Origin of the sequence: Pseudomonas sp. DrBHI1 (assembly GCF_002205115.1) — a bacterium.
GTDB lineage: Bacteria > Pseudomonadota > Gammaproteobacteria > Pseudomonadales > Pseudomonadaceae > Aquipseudomonas > Aquipseudomonas mosselii.
The window spans coordinates 1-15,652 of sequence record NZ_NIBE01000016.1 but is presented as its reverse complement, the minus strand read 5'-3'; the positions used below and the strand labels follow the sequence as shown (position 1 = coordinate 15,652).

The following is a 15,652-nucleotide window of genomic DNA, read 5'->3' as shown; positions in this document are numbered from 1 at the left end:
TGCGTTCACTGACCCACCAATGTTTGCAATCGCGCCAGCGCAGGCCCTTCGCGTTGGCGCTCGAACACCTGCAGCGACACCTCCAGCAATCCGGCCCGCGCCTGTGCGATTCGTTGTTCGCAGCGCAGGCGCAAACGCCCCTGGTCGCATTCGAACTGCCTGACGCCGGGCTTCGCGCCACCCTCCAGGCGCAGTTCGGCCAGGCGCCCCTGGGCCGCCAGCAGGGCCAGCCCCTTGTCGCGCAACAGCCCGTTGCCCTGGGTCATCAAGCCGGTGGCGCGCACGGCGGCGGCCATGGCCACGGCGACGATGGTCAATGCCACCAACACTTCGATCAGGGTGAAACCGTCCTCGGTGGTGCGCACAGGGGCTCCATTCTCGCGCAGGCCAAAGCGGTACTGTAGAGCGGCGCGATGACGGTTTGACGACGCCGACTCCCGAGCTTTTTCAATATCCGTGACATACCGGCTTGCCACAATCGGCCCCCGATTCGAACTCACGCAAGGAATGCCGAGATGCAAATCGTCCGCCGCAACATGCCCGCCCATCGACTCCGCCAGCAGGGTTTCACCCTGATCGAGATCATGGTGGTGGTGGTGATCCTCGGGATTCTCGCGGCGATGGTGGTGCCCAAGGTGCTCGATCGCCCCGACCAGGCCCGCGCCACCGCGGCGCGCCAGGATATCGGCGGGCTGATGCAGGCACTCAAGCTGTACCGACTGGACAATGGCGCCTACCCCAACCAGAACCAGGGCCTGAAAGTGCTGGTGGAAAAACCGGCCCAGGCCAAGGACGGCCAATGGCGCGCCTACCTCGACCGCCTGCCCAACGACCCCTGGGGGCGCCCGTACCAGTACCTGAACCCGGGCGCCAACGGTGAGATCGATGTGTTCTCCTTGGGCGCCGACGGCCAGGCTGGCGGCGACGGGGTGAATGCCGATCTCGGCTCCTGGCAGTTGTGACCGGCCATGGCGCGCCAGGAGGGCATGGCCGTGATCAGTGCGTTGCTGATCGCCGCAGTGGTGGCGGTGATCGCCGCCGGCATGATCGAGCGTCAGGGCTTGCTGACCCGTCAGCTGGAGAACCACCAACTGGCATTGCAGGGCCAGTGGGCCCTGGAAGGCGGCCTGCAGTTCAGCCGCCAGGTGCTGTTCGCACAGCGCCTGCGCGATCCGCTGGTGCGTGGCGGTCAGCCCTGGGCCCAGCCGATGCGCGACGTGCCGTCCGGCAGCGTGCGCTTCGACGGGCAACTGGAGGACGAGCAGGGCAAGTTCAACCTGCGCAACCTGATGGTTGATGGCCAGGTGGACGCCGAGGCGTTGGCGACCTTCAAGCGTCTGTGCGCGCTGATCGGGATCAATGAGCGCCTGGCCACGGCCATCGCCGGACAGGTGATCGACAGCTACCCACAGCGCCCGCTGGCCGCTCCCGGCAAACTGGACAGCGGCCGGGCGACTTCACCGGGTGGTGCCGTCGAAGCGTTGCCGGCCAGGCGCCCGATGCTGCGCAGCGTCGAGGGCCTGGCCGGGCTCAAGGGCATGGATGGCCAAGCCCTGGAGCGCTTGCGCCGTTTCGTCACGATGCTGCCGGCGCTGACCTGGGTCAATGGCAACACCGCCAGCGCCGAAGTGCTGGCCGCCCAGGTGCCGGGCCTGTCGCTGCAGCAGGCCGCGGCGTTGGTGGCTGAGCGCGATGGCGGGCGCTGGTTCATCAATCGCGGCGATTTCGTCAATCGCCTGCGCATGCCATCCCTGGCCATGGCCAATGTGCGGGTGGGGATCAACAGCGACTGGTTCCGCCTGCGCGGCCTGGTGCGCCTGGGCAATCGCGAGCTTGCCCTGCAGGCGCTGCTGCGCCAGCGCGAGGGGCAGTTGCCGGATGTCATCTGGCGGCGGGTGGGCGCATGAATACGGTCATGGATGTGTGGCTGGCACCGCTGGCCGAACTGGACGAGGCGTCGCTGCTGGAGTATCGCCTGGCCGATCGGTGTGGGCAGGCGAACCGCGGGCAACTGCTTCGGCAGGCCAAGGGTGCGCCCTGGCGTCTGCACCTGCATGAGCAGGATAGCCTGGCCTTGGACATCGCCATGCCGCCTCTGACCGGCAAGCGTCTGACGGCGGCGGTGGGTTGTGCGGTGCAGGGGCTGGTGCTGGGGGATGCCGGGCAGGTCCATGTCGCCCACGGGGCGCGCCGGGTCGATGGGCAGGTCGCGGTGGCCTGGCTCGGCTTGGCGGAACTGGCGCGGCTGCAGGCGTGGCTGCAGATCGGTGGGATCAAGGTAGCCGGGTTGCACGCCTGTCAGGACGCTGCACCGTCAGTGGTGGATCTTTCCGGCGGGTTGACCGGGCCGGCGAAGCCGATGGCCTGGGGGCGCACGCTGGGCATCTGGGTTGCGGCGACGCTGGCCTGGTGCCTGGGCCTCAATCTTTACGCGGCTCAATTGGCCAGTGAAGGTGACGCGTTGCGTAGCCACATGGTTGCGCAGGTGCGCCTGGCCTTCCCACAGTTGCCGGTGGTGCTCAACCCGCTGCAGCAGGCACGCCAGCAACTGCACGGCGGCACGGCGGTCGGGTTGGCGGCATTGCTGGACGGTGCCGGGCAGGTCATGCCGTTCCTGGTCGGCAATGTCGAGGCCATGGATTACCAGGATGGTCAGTTGCGTATCATCGCCCTGGCCGACGGCGGCAAGGTCCCGGCGGGCAGCGCCTGGCAGGCCGATCTTGCCGCCCGTGGCATTGACGCACAGACCAGCGGGCAAGGCTGGACCCTGCGCGCGGCCAAGCCATCCGGCGAGGAACTGGCCCATGTCGATTAAAGCGCGCCTGGCTACCGTCCGCGCGCAGGGGCGGCAACGCTGGCAGGCCCTGGCCGTGCGGGAGCGCCGGGCCGTCGCCCTGGGCGGTGGTCTGCTCGGCGTGTTGTTTTGCTGGCAGGTGCTGGTCCAGCCGGCCTTGGCCAAGATCGACCACTGGCAAGCCGAGACACCCAAGCTGCGCGGCCAGGCCCAGGCGCTCGCTGCGCTGCTCAGCGAGCGCCTGGCGCAGCGGCCCGCAGACACCGCCCTGGCATTGCGGCAAAGCCTGGAACAGGCCGGCCTGCTGGCACAGACACAGCTCGACGCCGAGGGCGATGCCTGGCGCCTGAGCTGGCAGCGGGCCCCGGCCGAAGCGGCGATGGCCTGGCTGCAGGGCGTGCCGCCGCGGCTGGGGCTGGACATCGGCCAACTGGCGCTACGTCGCGACCCGGCTGCCGAGCCAGGCAGCCCGGCGACCTTCTCCGGAACCCTTCGCATGGATCAGGCGCATGGCGCTAAGGACCCTTCATGACGTGCCTCCGTTCACCGCGACTGCCGTTCGCGCCCTTGCTCCTGGCCCTGGCGCTCAGCGCCTGCGCCAGCGCGCCGAGCGCGCAACGCCCCCTGGCCAGCAGCGAGCTGGGCCGTCCGCTGGCCGAGGCCGGCACTTCGACGGGCGTGCTGGATCATCGTGCGCAGCCCGGGCCACAGACCCGCTCGGCAACGCGCCAACCCGCTCCTCGGGTCGGCCAGCGCCACAGCCGCGCCGTGGCGGCGCCGGTTCCGGCCAATCCGCTGGGTGACCAGCCAGTGCAGTTGAACTTCGTCGATGCCGATATCCAGGCGGTGGTGCGCGGCCTGTCCCGCGCCACCGGTCGGCAGTTCCTGGTCGACCCGCGAGTCAAAGGGCAACTGACCTTGGTGTCAGAGGGTGAGGTACCCGCCAGCAAGGCCTACGGCATGCTGTTGTCGGCCCTGCGCATGCAGGGCTTCAGCGTGGTCGACGTCGGCGGCGTGGCCCAGGTGGTGCCCCAGGCCGACGCCAAGCTGCTCGGCGGCGCGCTGGTGACCGGGGACCGTGATGCCGGCAACGGCATGGTCACCCGCACCTTCCGCCTGCAGTACGAGAACGCCGTCAACCTGATCCCGGTGCTGCGCCCGATCGTCTCGCCCGACAACCCGATCAACGCTTACCCCGGCAACAACACTCTTGTCGTCACCGACTACGCCGAGAACCTCGAACGGGTGGCGCAGATCCTCGACCGGGTCGACATTCCCACGGCCATCGACACCGACGTGGTGGCGGTCAACAACGGCATCGCCAGCGACATCGCCGGCATGGTCAACGAACTGCTCGACAGCCAGGGCAACGACCCGACCCAGAAGATCAGCGTGCTGGGCGACCCGCGTTCGAACAGCGTGGTGATCCGCTCCGGTAGCCCCGAGCGCACCCAGCTGGCCCGTGACCTGATCTACAAGCTCGACAACGCCCAGAACAGCGCCGGCAACCTGCACGTGGTGTACCTGCGCAATGCCCAGGCCGACAAGCTGGCGCAGAGCCTGCGCGGGCTGCTGACCGGCGAGAGCGACACTGCCGGCAACGACGCCACGCGCGCGCTGCTCAGCGGCGGCGGCATGCTCACCGGCGGCAGTGGCAACGGCACCAGCGGCAATGGCGGCAGCGCGCAGGGCAACAGTGCCAACAACAACGCCAATGCCAGCCGCAGCAGCAACCAGAGCGCCGGTACTACACCGAATGGCTATGGCAGCAGCACCCAGCAGAACGACCAGGGGCTCGCGTTCTCCGCCGGCGGCGCGACCATCCAGGCCGACAAAACCACCAACACCCTGCTGATCTCCGCGCCCGAGCCGCTGTACCGCAGCCTGCGCGAGGTCATCGACCAGCTCGACCAGCGCCGCGCCCAGGTGGTGGTGGAAAGCCTGATCGTCGAGGTCGGCGAGGACGACGCCAACGAGTTCGGCATCCAGTGGCAGGCCGGCAACCTCGGCAAGAATGGCGTGTTTGGCGGCGCCAACCTCGGTGGCAGCGGCCTGGTCAAAGGACCCAGCAGCATCGACGTGCTGCCCAAGGGGCTGTCGGTAGGGGTGGTCGACGGTACGGTGAAGATCCCGGGCATCGGCGAGGTACTCGACCTCAAGGTGCTGGCCCGGGCGCTGAAAAGCAAAGGTGGCAGCAACGTGCTGTCGACACCCAACCTGCTGACCCTGGACAACGAGGCGGCGAGCATCTTCGTCGGCCAGACCATCCCCTTCGTCAGCGGCCAGTACGTCACCGACGGTGGCGGTAACAGCAACAACCCGTTCCAGACGATCCAGCGCGAGGAGGTGGGGCTGCGGCTGAACGTGCGTCCGCAGATCTCCGAGGGCGGCACGGTCAAGCTGGACGTCTACCAGGAGGTCAGCAGCGTCGACCAGCGCGCCTCCAGCGCGGCCGGCACGGTGACCAACAAGCGTGCCATCGACACCAGCATTCTGCTCGACGATGGCCAGATCATGGTCCTGGGCGGCCTGCTGCAGGACGGCTACACCCAGACCAACGAGGGCATTCCATGGCTGTCCGGGCTGCCGGGGGTCGGTTCGTTATTTCGCAGCGAGCGCCGCGCCAGCAGCAAGACCAACCTGATGGTGTTCCTGCGTCCGTACATCGTGCGCGATGCGGCGGTCGGGCGCAGCATCACCCTCAATCGCTACGACTTCATCCGCCGCGCCCAGGGCAGCCTCAAGCCCGAGCACTCCTGGGCCTTGCCGGACATGGACATGCCGCTGCTGCCGCCGGTGGAGCAGGGCGTGCCCGAGCAAGGGCGAGTCCATCCGGCGGCGCTGCGCGCACCGCGGGCCGCGATCCGCGCGGTGCCGGTGGACGAGGTGGCGCGATGAGCCGCCTGCCATACGCCTGGGCCAAGGCCCAGCGCCTGGTGCTGCGGGTGGACGGTGAGGACGGGTCGGTGCTGTCGCGCTGCCCGTCGAGCCCGGCCTGGGCAGTGGCTGAGGTGCGCAGACGCCATGGCCCGGCGCGGCTCGAGGCGCTCGCCGATGCGCAGATGGATGCGCTGCTGGCCAGCGCCTACGCCGACACCGGCAGCGCGGCGGCGGTGGTGGGGGCTGCGGAGAACGAAGTGGACCTGGACCGCCTGCTGCAGGACATCCCGGAAGTCACCGACCTGCTCGAGGCCCAGGACGATGCGCCGGTGATCCGCATGATCAACGCCTTGCTCACCCAGGCCGCGCGCGACCAGGCCAGCGACATTCATATCGAGCCGTTCGAAAGCCACTGCCTGGTGCGCTATAGGGTCGACGGCACCCTGCGCGACGTGGTCTCGCCGCGCAAGGCGCTGCACGGCGCGCTGGTGTCGCGGATCAAGATCATGGCGCAGCTGGATATCGCCGAGAAGCGCCTGCCCCAGGACGGGCGCATCGCCTTGCGCGTGGCCGGGCGACCGATCGATATCCGTGTGTCCACCGTGCCCACCGGCCATGGCGAGCGGGTGGTGATGCGCCTGCTCGACAAGCAGGCCGGACGTCTGCGCCTGGAGGCGCTGGGCATGGACGCAGGCATCCTGGCGCGGCTCGACCAGCTGATTCGCCAGCCCCACGGCATCGTGCTGGTCACCGGCCCCACTGGTTCGGGCAAGACCACCAGCCTGTACGCCGCCCTGGCGCGGCTGGACGCCAGCGTCAGCAACATCCTCACCGTGGAGGATCCGGTGGAGTATGACTTGCCGGGCATCAGCCAGATCCAGGTCAACGCGCGTATCGACATGAGCTTCGCCGTGGCCTTGCGCGCCATCCTGCGCCAGGACCCGGACGTGATCATGATCGGCGAGATCCGCGACCTGGAGACCGCGCAGATCGCCGTGCAGGCCTCGCTGACCGGGCACCTGGTGCTGGCCACCCTGCACACCAACGACGCGGTGTCGGCGGTCAACCGCCTGGTCGACATGGGCGTCGAGCCGTTCCTGCTGGCCTCGGCGCTGCTTGGGGTGCTGGCCCAGCGCCTGGTACGCCGATTGTGTCCGCACTGCCGCGAGCCCGACCCGGCCACGCCCGGGCAATACCGCGCGGTGGGTTGCGCGCACTGCAACCACTGCGGCTACAGCGGCCGCACCGGCATCCACGAGTTGTTCTGCGTGGACGACGAGGTCCGTGGCCTGGTGCACCAGGGCGCGGATGAACAGACCCTGCGCGTCGCCGCCCGGCGCAACGGTATGCGCAGCATGCGCGAGGATGGCCAACGCTGGGTCGACAGCGGCAGCACCTGCCTGGAAGAGATCCTGCGCGTGACACGGGACACCTGATGAACCGCTATCGCTATGAAGCCGCCGATGCCCAGGGCCGCGTGGTCAAGGGCCTGCTCGAAGCCGACAGTCCGGGGGCGGCGATGGCCCAGCTGCGCGCCCTGGGCCTGACCACCCTGGAGGTCGAAGTCCAGGACGTGGCCGGGCAGGGCAGTGGTCTGTTCGGCGTGAAGCTGTCCGACGGCGACCTGGCCTGGGCCACGCGTCAGCTGGCCAGTCTGCTGGCCGCCGGTCTGCCGCTGGAGGCGGCGCTGGGGGCGACCCTGGAGCAGGCCGAGCGCAAGCATGTGGCCCAACTGCTGGGCGCGGTGCGCGGGGATGTGCGCAGCGGCATGCGCTTGGCCGATGCCCTGGCCAACCGGCCGCGGGATTTCCCTGAAATCTACCGGGCGCTGGTGGCGGCGGGCGAGGAGTCTGGCGACCTGGCCCAGGTGATGGAGCGTCTGGCCGACTACATCGAAGACCGCAACACCCTGCGCGGCAAGATCCTCACGGCATTCATCTACCCCGGCGTGGTGGGGCTGGTGTCGGTGGGTATCGTCATCTTCCTGCTCAGCTACGTGGTACCGCAGGTGGTCAGTGCCTTCACCCAGGCGCGCCAGGACTTGCCCGGGCTGACCCTGGCCATGCTCGCTGCCAGTGACTTCGTGCGCGAATGGGGTGTGCTGTGCTTCGCCCTGATGGCCGGAGCGTTCTGGGGCTGGCGGGTCTATCTGCGCGCCCCGGCGGCGCGCCTGGCGTGGCATGGGTGCGTCCTGCGGCTGCCGTTGCTCGGGCGTTTCGTGCTGGGCCTGAACACGGCGCGTTTCGCCGCCACGCTGGCGATCCTCGGCAGCGCTGGCGTGCCCTTGCTGCGGGCACTGGAGGCGGCGCGCCAGACCCTGGGCAACGAACGCCTCGACCAGTGCGTCAACGAGGCCACGGCGCGGGTGCGCGAGGGCGCCGGGCTGGCCTCGGCGCTGGCGGTGGAGAAGGTCTTTCCACCGCTGCTCATCCACCTGATCGCCAGTGGCGAGAAGACCGGCAACCTGCCGCCGATGCTCGACCGCGCCGCCGACAGCCTGGCCAAGGACATCGAGCGCCGCGCCATGGGCATGACCGCGCTGCTCGAACCGTTGATGATCGTGGTCATGGGCGCGGTGGTGCTGCTGATCGTCATGGCGGTGCTGATGCCGATCATCGAGATCAACCAGCTGGTGCAATGACCCGTTGCGCCACTTCCCACACCTGCTGGCGGAACCATCGGCGCATGGGATCGGCGTGGGTGCGCGCGTGCCAGATCTGCATCACCTCGACGTGCGGCAGCACCAGGGGCAGGGCATGCAGGCGCAGGCCGGGATCGCGCTCGACTGCCTCCATGGCCAGCGAGCGCAGGCACGTCAGCAGCAGGTCGGTGCCGCGCACCAGGCGTGTGGGGGCGATGAAGCTGGACAGTCCGGCCACCACCCGGCGTTGCCGGCCGAGAGCCCGCAGGGCCTAGTCGACCCGGCCGTCGAGATCGCCGGTCAAGGTCGTCAACAGGTGGTCGCAGGCCACGAATGCCTCCAGGGTCAGGCCGTCGACCAACCTCGGGTTGTCGGCGGCGGCCAGCACCACGAAGTCCTCGCAGAGCAGCCGCTGCTGGTGGAATGTGTCTGGCAGGTCGCTGTAGAAGCCGGCGATTGCAAGGTCGCAGGTGCCTTTCTCCAGCGCCTCGCGGGGCAGGTCGCCACGGGTGTTGTGGGTGACCAGGGTCAGGTTCGGCGCCTGGTCGCGAAGAATCGGCAGCAGCCCGGGCAGCAAGGTCTGTTCCAGGTAGTCGGTGCTGTACAGGTGCAACTGGACCGGGCTTTCAAGGAAGTGCTCGCCGTCGCAGCGGCTGAAGAAGTCCTGCAGGTGCCCGATCAACTGCTGCACCTGCGGCGCCAGCTCGTGGGCCCTGGGGGTGGGCGTGAGGCCGCGTGGCGCGCGCACGAACAGCGGGTCGCCGAACTGGTGGCGCAGCTTGTTGAGCTTATGGCTCAGGGCCGGCTGGCTGAGCGCCAGGCGTTGCGCGGCACGGGAGGCGCTGCGCTCTTCGTAGAGCACCTGGAACAGGTGCAGCAGGTTGAGGTCCTTGTTACCGATATTCATGAATTGAATCGCAGGAATAAGTGCTTTCGAATTATCGAATCATAGCGTGCTGGTTAGGATGGGCCCAACCTGTTGAGGGAGTCGCCCATGACCATCGCCATTTTCGCCGCCATCCAGCCCCTTCCCGAATACCGTGACGCCACCGAGCAGGCGCTGCGCCGGATGGTCGAGCAGACCCGCGCCGAGCCCGGCAACCTGCGCTACGACCTGTTCGTGCGCGAGGGGGGGACGCTGGCGTTCGATCTGTTCGAGCTGTACGTCGACGAGGCCGCCGTCGAGGCCCATCGCCACAGCCCCCATTACCAGGCCTACCGCGCCGCCACCGCCGATTGGCTGGCCGCACCGACACAAGTGCAGCTTGCCCGCCCGCTGGATATCGCGCCATTCAACTGAATCAGGAATCGACCATGAACAAGATTGCTCCCGTTGCGCTGGCGCTGGCCGGCGCATTGCTGACTGGCCACGCCGCCGCTGCCGCGAAGGGCGAAGTGCTGGTGCTGTTGTCCAGCGAGAACCAGTTACCGCTCAAGGACGGCAAGCCGTACCCCACCGGTTATTACCTCAACGAGTTCGGCGTGCCCGCCGACCGCTTGCTCAAGGCCGGCTACAAGCTGGTGCTGGTGACGCCCAGGGGCAATGCGCCGAGTGTTGACGAGCGCTCGATCGACCCGATGTACTTCGGCGGCGATGCCGGCGAGATGCAGCGAATCCGCCAGGTGGTCGAAAGCCTGCCGGACATTCGCGACACGCTGTCGTTGAAGGAGGTGCTGGCGGGCGATCTGGATCGTTACGCGGGGATCTTCATCCCAGGTGGCCATGCGCCGCTGATCGACCTGGCCAACAACCCTGACGTCGGCACCTTGCTGCGCCATTTCCACCAGGCCGGCAAGCCCACCGCCGCCATCTGCCACGGCCCGATCACGCTGCTGTCGGCGCAGCAGGATCCGGTCGCCTACCACGCCGCGCTCGCCCGTGGCGAAACCCCAGCGGCCAGCGACTGGAGGTACCAGGGCTATCGCATGACCATTTTTTCTGACCCTGAGGAGCAGATGTTCGAAGGCTCGCTCAAGGAACAGCGTCTGCAGTTCTATCCCGCCAAGGCCATGGCCGGCGCAGGAGGCGACATGAGCTACGCCGAGGCCTGGCAGCCCCATGTGGTGGTCGATCGCGAGCTGATCACCGGGCAGAACCCGTTCTCCGACAAGGCGTTGGCCGATGCGCTGCTGGAGCGGTTGGAGGCTGCTGGGCAATAGCGATTCGGGTGCTTGGCGAAACAGGTAAAGCGCCTATGAGACCGGGCGCCGCCCACGCGGCGCTCGATCCTGAGAGCGCTGCAAGGGGCGCGGTGGGCACTTGGTAGCTTTCACGCGATGGCCGGTTTCTTCATCGCCCCCAATCCCAGCACCAGCGCCCCCGCCATGATGGCGATGTCGGCAAGGTTGAACACGCCGGTATGCAGCGGGCCGAGGTTAAGCACGAGGTAGTCGACCACATGGCCGTCGCGCAGCACCCGGTCGATCAGGTTGGCCAGGCCGCCCATGGCGATGAAGTAGGCCGCGCCGGCCTTCACCGGGGTCGCTTGCCAGTGCCTGAACGCCCAGGTCACGGCCCAGCAGCATGCCACGCCTACCGCGGCCACGAAGATCAGTTGCTTGAGGCCCGGCGACAAGCTGGCGCCGAGGCTTAGGAACGCGCCAGGGTTCATGCTCAGGGCCAGGTCGAGCCAGACGATCTGGTTGCCGAACACATAGCTGTGGTTGTTCAGGGCGACCAGGGCGATCAGTTTCACCCACTGGTCGAGCATGATGAAGGCGACGCCGAGGATCAGGACGAGGGTACGGCTGGAGAGCATGCAGGCAATTCCTTCGCTGCGCGGGTGCGGCCGTCCGGTATTGGCGGGGCTGCCGGCAGCGCGGCGAAGATAGCGCAGGCGGGTCTAGACTTAAAGTCTGGACCGGCTTCAAAGCGGTTCGATCATCCATCCGACCACCGCCTCTGGACCTGACGTCGCCGACGGTGGCCTTCTGGCAAGAGGAGGGCAGGTCATGGACGAGGCACGGCTTCAGGAATTCATGGGCAAGCTGGTGGGTGACATGGGCGCGGCAGCGACGCTGGCCAATGTCATTCTCGGGGATGAGCTCGGGCTTTATCGGGCCATGGCTGACAGCCAGCCGGTCACGCCCGAGGCGTTGGCCGAACGGACCGGCTGTCAGCCACGACTTGTGCGTGAGTGGCTCAATGGCCAGGCGGCGGCGGGCTATCTGGTGCATCGTGATGGACAGTTCACCCTGCCCGAGGAGCAGGCCATGGCACTGGCCCTGGAAGACTCCCCGGTCTACATGGCCGGCGGCGCCTCGGTGCTGGCGGCGCTGTTCCATGACAAGGACAAGTTGGTCGCGGCCATGCGCGGCAACGGCGCACTCGCCTGGGGCGATCATCATCCCTGCATGTTCAGTGGTACCGAGCGGTTCTTCAGGCCGGGTTATCGGACTTTCCTCGTCGCCGACTGGCTACCGGCACTGGAGGGTGTGGTGGCCAAGCTGCAGGCCGGTGCCCGAGTGGCCGATGTCGGCTGTGGCCATGGCGCCTCGACCATCGTCATGGCCGAGGCGTTTCCGGCCTCGCGCTTTACCGGCTACGACTACCATGCGCCGTCGGTGCTCACCGCCACCGAGCGGGCCCGCGACGCAGGCGTGGCGGAGCGGGTCATCTTCCAGCAGGCTTCGGCCAAGGACTATCCCGTTCGCGACCTGGACCTGGTGTGCTTCTTCGACTGCCTGCACGACATGGGTGACCCGGTGGGGGCGGCTCGGCATGCTTACCGGGCGCTCAAGGACGACGGCACGGTGATGCTGGTGGAACCGTTCGCCGAGGATACGCTGGATGCCAACATCAATCCGGTCGGCAGGCTGTTCTATGCGGCGTCGACCTTCATCTGCACACCGAATTCGCTGTCGCAGGAGGTGGGGCTGGGATTGGGGGCGCAGGCCGGGGAGGCGCGGTTGCGGGCGGTGTTCGAAGAGGCAGGGTTCAGGCGGTTCCGCAGGGCGACGCAGACGCCGTTCAACTTGATACTGGAGGCCAGGAAGTAGCGATCTGTCAGTGTTGCCCCTATCGCGGGGCAACCCCGCTCCCACAGACAGCTTGCACAAACAGAAGGGGCGCCATCTGGCGCCCCTTCGTCGTGCAGCTTAGGCTTCAGCGTCCCATGGACGATCGCCTTTTTCATCCTTGACGCGGGTCGGCAGGCCCATCACGTCCAGCGCCTTGAGGAACGGCTCGGCCGGCAGTTCCTCGACGTTGACCATGCGCCCGGCGTCCCATTCGCCACGGGCGACCAGCAGTGCGGCGGCCACCGGCGGCACGCCGGCGGTGTAGGAGATGCCTTGGCTGTCGGTCTCGGCGTAGGCTTCTTCGTGGTCGGCCACGTTGTAGATGAACACCTCGCGCGGCTGGCCGTCCTTGGTGCCCTTGACCAGGTCACCGATGCAGGTCTTGCCGGTGTAGCCCGGGGCCAGCGAGGCTGGATCCGGCAGCACGGCCTTGACCACTTTCAGCGGTACCACTTCCAGGCCTTCGGCGGTCTTGACCGGCTGCTCGGAAAGCAGGCCGAGGTTCTTCAGCACGGTGAACACGTTGATGTAGTGCTCGCCGAAGCTCATCCAGAAGCGCACGTTCGGCACGTTCAGGTTCTTCGAGATCGAGTGCACCTCGTCGTGACCGGTCAGGTACAGGTTCTGCGAACCCACCACTGGCAGGTCGTCGGTACGCTTGACCTCGAACATGGTGTTGCTGGTCCATTGGCTGTTCTGCCAACTCCAGACTTGCCCGGTGAACTCGCGGAAGTTGATTTCCGGGTCGAAGTTGGTGGCGAAGTACTTGCCGTGGGAACCGGCATTGACGTCGAGGATGTCGATCGAATCAATGCGGTCGAAATACTGCTGCTGCGCGAGTTTGGCGTAGCTGTTCACCACACCCGGGTCGAAGCCGACACCGAGAATGGCGGTAATGTTCTTCTGCTGGCATTCCTCGAGGTGCTTCCACTCGTAGTTGCCATACCAGGGCGGGGTTTCGCAGATCTTGCCCGGTTCTTCGTGAATCGCGGTGTCCAGATAAGCGACACCGGTATCGATGCAGGCACGCAGCACCGACATGTTGAGGAAGGCGGAACCAACGTTGATCACGATCTGCGACTCGGTCTCGCGGATCAGTGCCTTGGTCGCCTCGACATCGAGGGCGTTGAGCGAGAAGGCCTGGATGTCGGCGGGTACCTTGAGGCTACCCTTGGCCTTGACGCTGTCGATGATGGCCTGGCATTTGGAGATGTTCCGTGACGCAATCGCAATACGACCCAGTTCGTCGTTATGCTGTGCGCACTTGTGGGCCACCACCTTGGCGACACCTCCTGCACCAATGATAAGAACGTTCTTCTTCAATTCAGCTTTTCTCCTTCGTGAAAGCCTGTCTTACGACAGGCTCGAAACGTAGTCTTCGAACCCGAACTCGCGCACCAGCTCGACGCTGCCGTCGAGCTGCTTGACCGCGATGGATGGCATTTTCAGACCGTTGAACCAGTTTTTCTTGACCATGGTGTAACCGGCGGTGTCGACGAACGACAGGCGGTCACCGATCTGCAGCGGCTTGTCGAACTGATACTCGCCGAAGATATCGCCGGCCAGGCACGACTTGCCGCAGACCATGTAGGTGTGCGCGCCGTCGTTGGGCGCCATCTTGGCGTTGAGGCGATAGATCAGCAGGTCGAGCAGGTGTGCCTCGATCGAGCTATCGACCACGGCCAGGTGCTTGCCGTTGTACAGGGTGTCGAGCACGGTCACTTCCAGCGAGGCGCTGTTGGTGATGGCCGCTTCGCCCGGCTCCAGGTAGACCTGCACGCCGTACTGTTGCGAGAAGGCTTTCAGGCGTGCGCAGAACGCGTCCAGCGCGTAGTCTTCGCCGGTGAAATGGATGCCGCCGCCGAGGCTGACCCACTGGACCTTGTGCAGCAGGTGGCCAAAGCGTTCCTCGATGTGCGTGAGCATCTTGTCGAACAGGCCGAAGTCGCCGTTCTCGCAGTTGTTGTGGAACATGAAGCCGGAGATCTTCTCGATCACCTTCTCGATTTTCTCAGGGTCCCACTCACCGAGGCGGCTGAACGGGCGCGCCGGGTCGGCCAGCAGGTAGTCGGAACTGCTCACCTGCGGGTTGACGCGCAGGCCGCGCACCTTGCCCTCGGACTGTTCGGCGAAACGCTCGAGCTGGCCGATGGAGTTGAAGATGATCTTGTCGCAGTTCTCGAGCATCTCTTCGACTTCATCGTCGGCCCAGGCCACGCTGTAGGCGTGGGTTTCGCCGGCGAACTTCTGGCGGCCGAGCTTGAGCTCGTACAGCGAGGACGAAGTGGTGCCATCCATGTACTGCTGCATCAGGTCGAACACCGACCAGGTGGCGAAGCACTTGAGGGCGAGCAGGGCCTTGGCCCCGGACTGCTGGCGCACGTAGGCTATCTTTTCCATGTTGCCCAGCAGCTTTTGTTTATCGATGAGGTAGTACGGCGTCTTGATCATTTAAAGGCCCCCGGCCAGGCCGGCCAAAAAAAGGACACGCATTGTGCCTTCACTTGCCGCGGTACGAAAGGGCGCGAGGCGCATTTCGTCCGAGTCGACCACGCACGGCGCTGTTGAAGCGCCATCTGGCCCGTGATTGCGCCGTCCCTGGCGCGGGTTCGGCCGGTATCGCGAGGATTGGCCAAATATGCTTTTTCATCGGGCGAGCCCAGTTGAACAGATCAATGTGACGATCCTGGTCTGCCACGTGATCGTGGCACGGGCAGGGGGCGCCACAGGCTGACAGAGCCAGGCTATCACCACCCAATAGCGCTTCTATTAGACCTCTGCCCAGGCTCGGCTAGTCTTTGTGCGGGTTCCGCGAAAAGCCGGTGCACAGGCGTGCCCGGCCACTACTGATGAGCAGAGGGCGTGCTTGCGGGCGCGCCTGTTCCGAGACCTGGCAGCAAACATACAAGAACGCCCGGAAATCTGAATTGAACCGACCCGAAAGGTAGAAGCAGATGGCGAACGAATCGAAATGCCCGTTCCACCAGACCGCCGGTGGCGGCACCAGCAACCGTGATTGGTGGCCTGACCAGCTCAACCTGAAGATCCTCCACCAGCACTCCAGCAAGTCCGATCCCATGGACCCGGACTTCGACTACGCCAAGGCGTTCAAGAGCCTCGACTTCCAGGCCCTGAAAAAAGACCTGGCCGCCTTGATGACCGATTCCCAGGACTGGTGGCCGGCCGACTTCGGCCACTATGGCCCGCTGTTCATCCGCATGGCCTGGCACAGCGCCGGCACCTACCGCATCGGTGACGGCCGTGGCGGTGCCGGCTCCGGCCAGCAGCGCTTCGCCCCGCTCAACAGCTGGCCGGAC

General features: G+C 66.5%; 14 protein-coding genes and 2 pseudogenes. 11 read left to right on the top strand and 5 right to left on the bottom strand.

All coding sequences use genetic code 11. From position 1 onward, the window contains the following. Nucleotides 1–5: 5 nt before the first annotated feature. Entirely contained in the window at nt 6–365 is a 360-nt protein-coding gene (gene gspI, locus CC207_RS02540) for a type II secretion system minor pseudopilin GspI (RefSeq protein ID WP_028691675.1), read from the bottom strand. A 150-nt stretch (nt 366–515) separates the two neighbouring features. Here gspI and gspG point away from each other — a divergent pair, with 150 nt between their 5' ends. From gspG to gspF, 7 genes are read left to right on the top strand one after another with little or no spacing between them, the layout of a single operon-like run. Next, nucleotides 516–962 (top strand): type II secretion system major pseudopilin GspG, encoded by a 447-nt coding sequence (gspG, locus tag CC207_RS02535; RefSeq protein ID WP_028691674.1) that lies wholly within the window; start codon nt 516–518, stop codon nt 960–962. 24 nt (nt 963–986) lie between these two features. Further along, nucleotides 987–1,907 carry a type II secretion system minor pseudopilin GspK gene (gspK, locus tag CC207_RS02530; protein ID WP_178080946.1) on the top strand — a complete coding sequence of 307 codons (921 nt, stop codon included), beginning with the start codon at nt 987–989 and terminating at the stop codon, nt 1,905–1,907. Beyond that, complete coding sequence (locus CC207_RS02525) at nt 1,904–2,815, top strand: GspL/Epsl periplasmic domain-containing protein (protein WP_143496049.1); 912 nt, start codon at nt 1,904–1,906, stop codon at nt 2,813–2,815. Before gspK ends, CC207_RS02525 begins: the two co-directional genes overlap by 4 nt. Beyond that, nucleotides 2,805–3,326 carry a type II secretion system protein GspM gene (gene gspM / locus CC207_RS02520; RefSeq protein WP_088851517.1) on the top strand — a complete coding sequence of 174 codons (522 nt, stop codon included), beginning with the start codon at nt 2,805–2,807 and terminating at the stop codon, nt 3,324–3,326. Before CC207_RS02525 ends, gspM begins: the two co-directional genes overlap by 11 nt. Next, nucleotides 3,323–5,692: a type II secretion system secretin GspD gene (gspD, locus tag CC207_RS02515; protein ID WP_088851516.1), complete on the top strand. Its 2,370-nt coding sequence runs from the start codon at nt 3,323–3,325 to the stop codon at nt 5,690–5,692. Before gspM ends, gspD begins: the two co-directional genes overlap by 4 nt. After that, on the top strand, nt 5,689–7,110 hold the full coding sequence (gene gspE / locus CC207_RS02510) for a type II secretion system ATPase GspE (RefSeq protein WP_088851515.1): 1,422 nt from the start codon (nt 5,689–5,691) through the stop codon (nt 7,108–7,110). The genes gspD and gspE overlap by 4 nt, the downstream gene beginning before the upstream one ends. Further along, nucleotides 7,110–8,315 carry a type II secretion system inner membrane protein GspF gene (gene gspF / locus CC207_RS02505; protein ID WP_028691668.1) on the top strand — a complete coding sequence of 402 codons (1,206 nt, stop codon included), beginning with the start codon at nt 7,110–7,112 and terminating at the stop codon, nt 8,313–8,315. The genes gspE and gspF overlap by 1 nt, the downstream gene beginning before the upstream one ends. Here gspF and CC207_RS02500 read toward each other — a convergent pair. Next, nucleotides 8,296–9,222, bottom strand: a pseudogene (locus CC207_RS02500) (LysR family transcriptional regulator). The gene gspF and the pseudogene CC207_RS02500 overlap by 20 nt on opposite strands. Nucleotides 9,223–9,309: 87 nt before the next feature. On the opposite strand from CC207_RS02500, the gene CC207_RS02495 reads away from it, so the two are divergent. Then, entirely contained in the window at nt 9,310–9,615 is a 306-nt protein-coding gene (locus tag CC207_RS02495) for a putative quinol monooxygenase (RefSeq protein ID WP_028691666.1), read from the top strand. Between the two features lie 14 nt (nt 9,616–9,629). Further along, the gene (locus tag CC207_RS02490) at nt 9,630–10,475 is read left to right on the top strand and encodes a type 1 glutamine amidotransferase domain-containing protein (RefSeq protein ID WP_028691665.1); all 846 of its coding nucleotides are present in this window, start codon (nt 9,630–9,632) and stop codon (nt 10,473–10,475) included. A 110-nt stretch (nt 10,476–10,585) separates the two neighbouring features. Here CC207_RS02490 and CC207_RS02485 read toward each other — a convergent pair whose 3' ends face one another. Further along, nucleotides 10,586–11,074 (bottom strand): signal peptidase II, encoded by a 489-nt coding sequence (locus tag CC207_RS02485; protein ID WP_028691664.1) that lies wholly within the window; start codon nt 11,072–11,074, stop codon nt 10,586–10,588. Between the two features lie 193 nt (nt 11,075–11,267). Here CC207_RS02485 and CC207_RS02480 point away from each other — a divergent pair, with 193 nt between their 5' ends. Then, nucleotides 11,268–12,314, top strand: coding sequence for a class I SAM-dependent methyltransferase (locus CC207_RS02480; RefSeq protein WP_088851514.1), 1,047 nt, complete (start codon nt 11,268–11,270; stop codon nt 12,312–12,314). 99 nt (nt 12,315–12,413) lie between these two features. Here CC207_RS02480 and CC207_RS02475 read toward each other — a convergent pair whose 3' ends face one another. Together CC207_RS02475 and nspC are read right to left on the bottom strand one after the other, a co-directional pair. Continuing rightward, on the bottom strand, nt 12,414–13,658 hold the full coding sequence (locus CC207_RS02475; RefSeq protein ID WP_028691662.1) for a saccharopine dehydrogenase family protein: 1,245 nt from the start codon (nt 13,656–13,658) through the stop codon (nt 12,414–12,416). Between the two features lie 30 nt (nt 13,659–13,688). After that, complete coding sequence (gene nspC, locus CC207_RS02470; protein ID WP_028691661.1) at nt 13,689–14,786, bottom strand: carboxynorspermidine decarboxylase; 1,098 nt, start codon at nt 14,784–14,786, stop codon at nt 13,689–13,691. Nucleotides 14,787–15,289: 503 nt separating this feature from the next. Here nspC and CC207_RS02465 point away from each other — a divergent pair. Further along, a pseudogene (locus CC207_RS02465) lies at nt 15,290–15,652 on the top strand (catalase-peroxidase); the annotation flags it as partial.

What these genes read in the sequence shown, in the direction of transcription:
- gspG (WP_028691674.1), top strand. Translation starts at nt 516, where the DNA reads ATGCAAATCGTCCGCCGCAACATGCCCGCCCATCGACTCCGCCAGCAG.
- gspK (WP_178080946.1), top strand. Translation starts at nt 987, where the DNA reads ATGGCCGTGATCAGTGCGTTGCTGATCGCCGCAGTGGTGGCGGTGATC.
- CC207_RS02525 (WP_143496049.1), top strand. Translation starts at nt 1,904, where the DNA reads ATGAATACGGTCATGGATGTGTGGCTGGCACCGCTGGCCGAACTGGAC.
- gspM (WP_088851517.1), top strand. Translation starts at nt 2,805, where the DNA reads ATGTCGATTAAAGCGCGCCTGGCTACCGTCCGCGCGCAGGGGCGGCAA.
- gspD (WP_088851516.1), top strand. Translation starts at nt 3,323, where the DNA reads ATGACGTGCCTCCGTTCACCGCGACTGCCGTTCGCGCCCTTGCTCCTG.
- gspE (WP_088851515.1), top strand. Translation starts at nt 5,689, where the DNA reads ATGAGCCGCCTGCCATACGCCTGGGCCAAGGCCCAGCGCCTGGTGCTG.
- gspF (WP_028691668.1), top strand. Translation starts at nt 7,110, where the DNA reads ATGAACCGCTATCGCTATGAAGCCGCCGATGCCCAGGGCCGCGTGGTC.
- CC207_RS02495 (WP_028691666.1), top strand. Translation starts at nt 9,310, where the DNA reads ATGACCATCGCCATTTTCGCCGCCATCCAGCCCCTTCCCGAATACCGT.
- CC207_RS02490 (WP_028691665.1), top strand. Translation starts at nt 9,630, where the DNA reads ATGAACAAGATTGCTCCCGTTGCGCTGGCGCTGGCCGGCGCATTGCTG.
- CC207_RS02485 (WP_028691664.1), bottom strand. Translation starts at nt 11,074, where the DNA reads ATGCTCTCCAGCCGTACCCTCGTCCTGATCCTCGGCGTCGCCTTCATC.
- CC207_RS02480 (WP_088851514.1), top strand. Translation starts at nt 11,268, where the DNA reads ATGGACGAGGCACGGCTTCAGGAATTCATGGGCAAGCTGGTGGGTGAC.
- nspC (WP_028691661.1), bottom strand. Translation starts at nt 14,786, where the DNA reads ATGATCAAGACGCCGTACTACCTCATCGATAAACAAAAGCTGCTGGGC.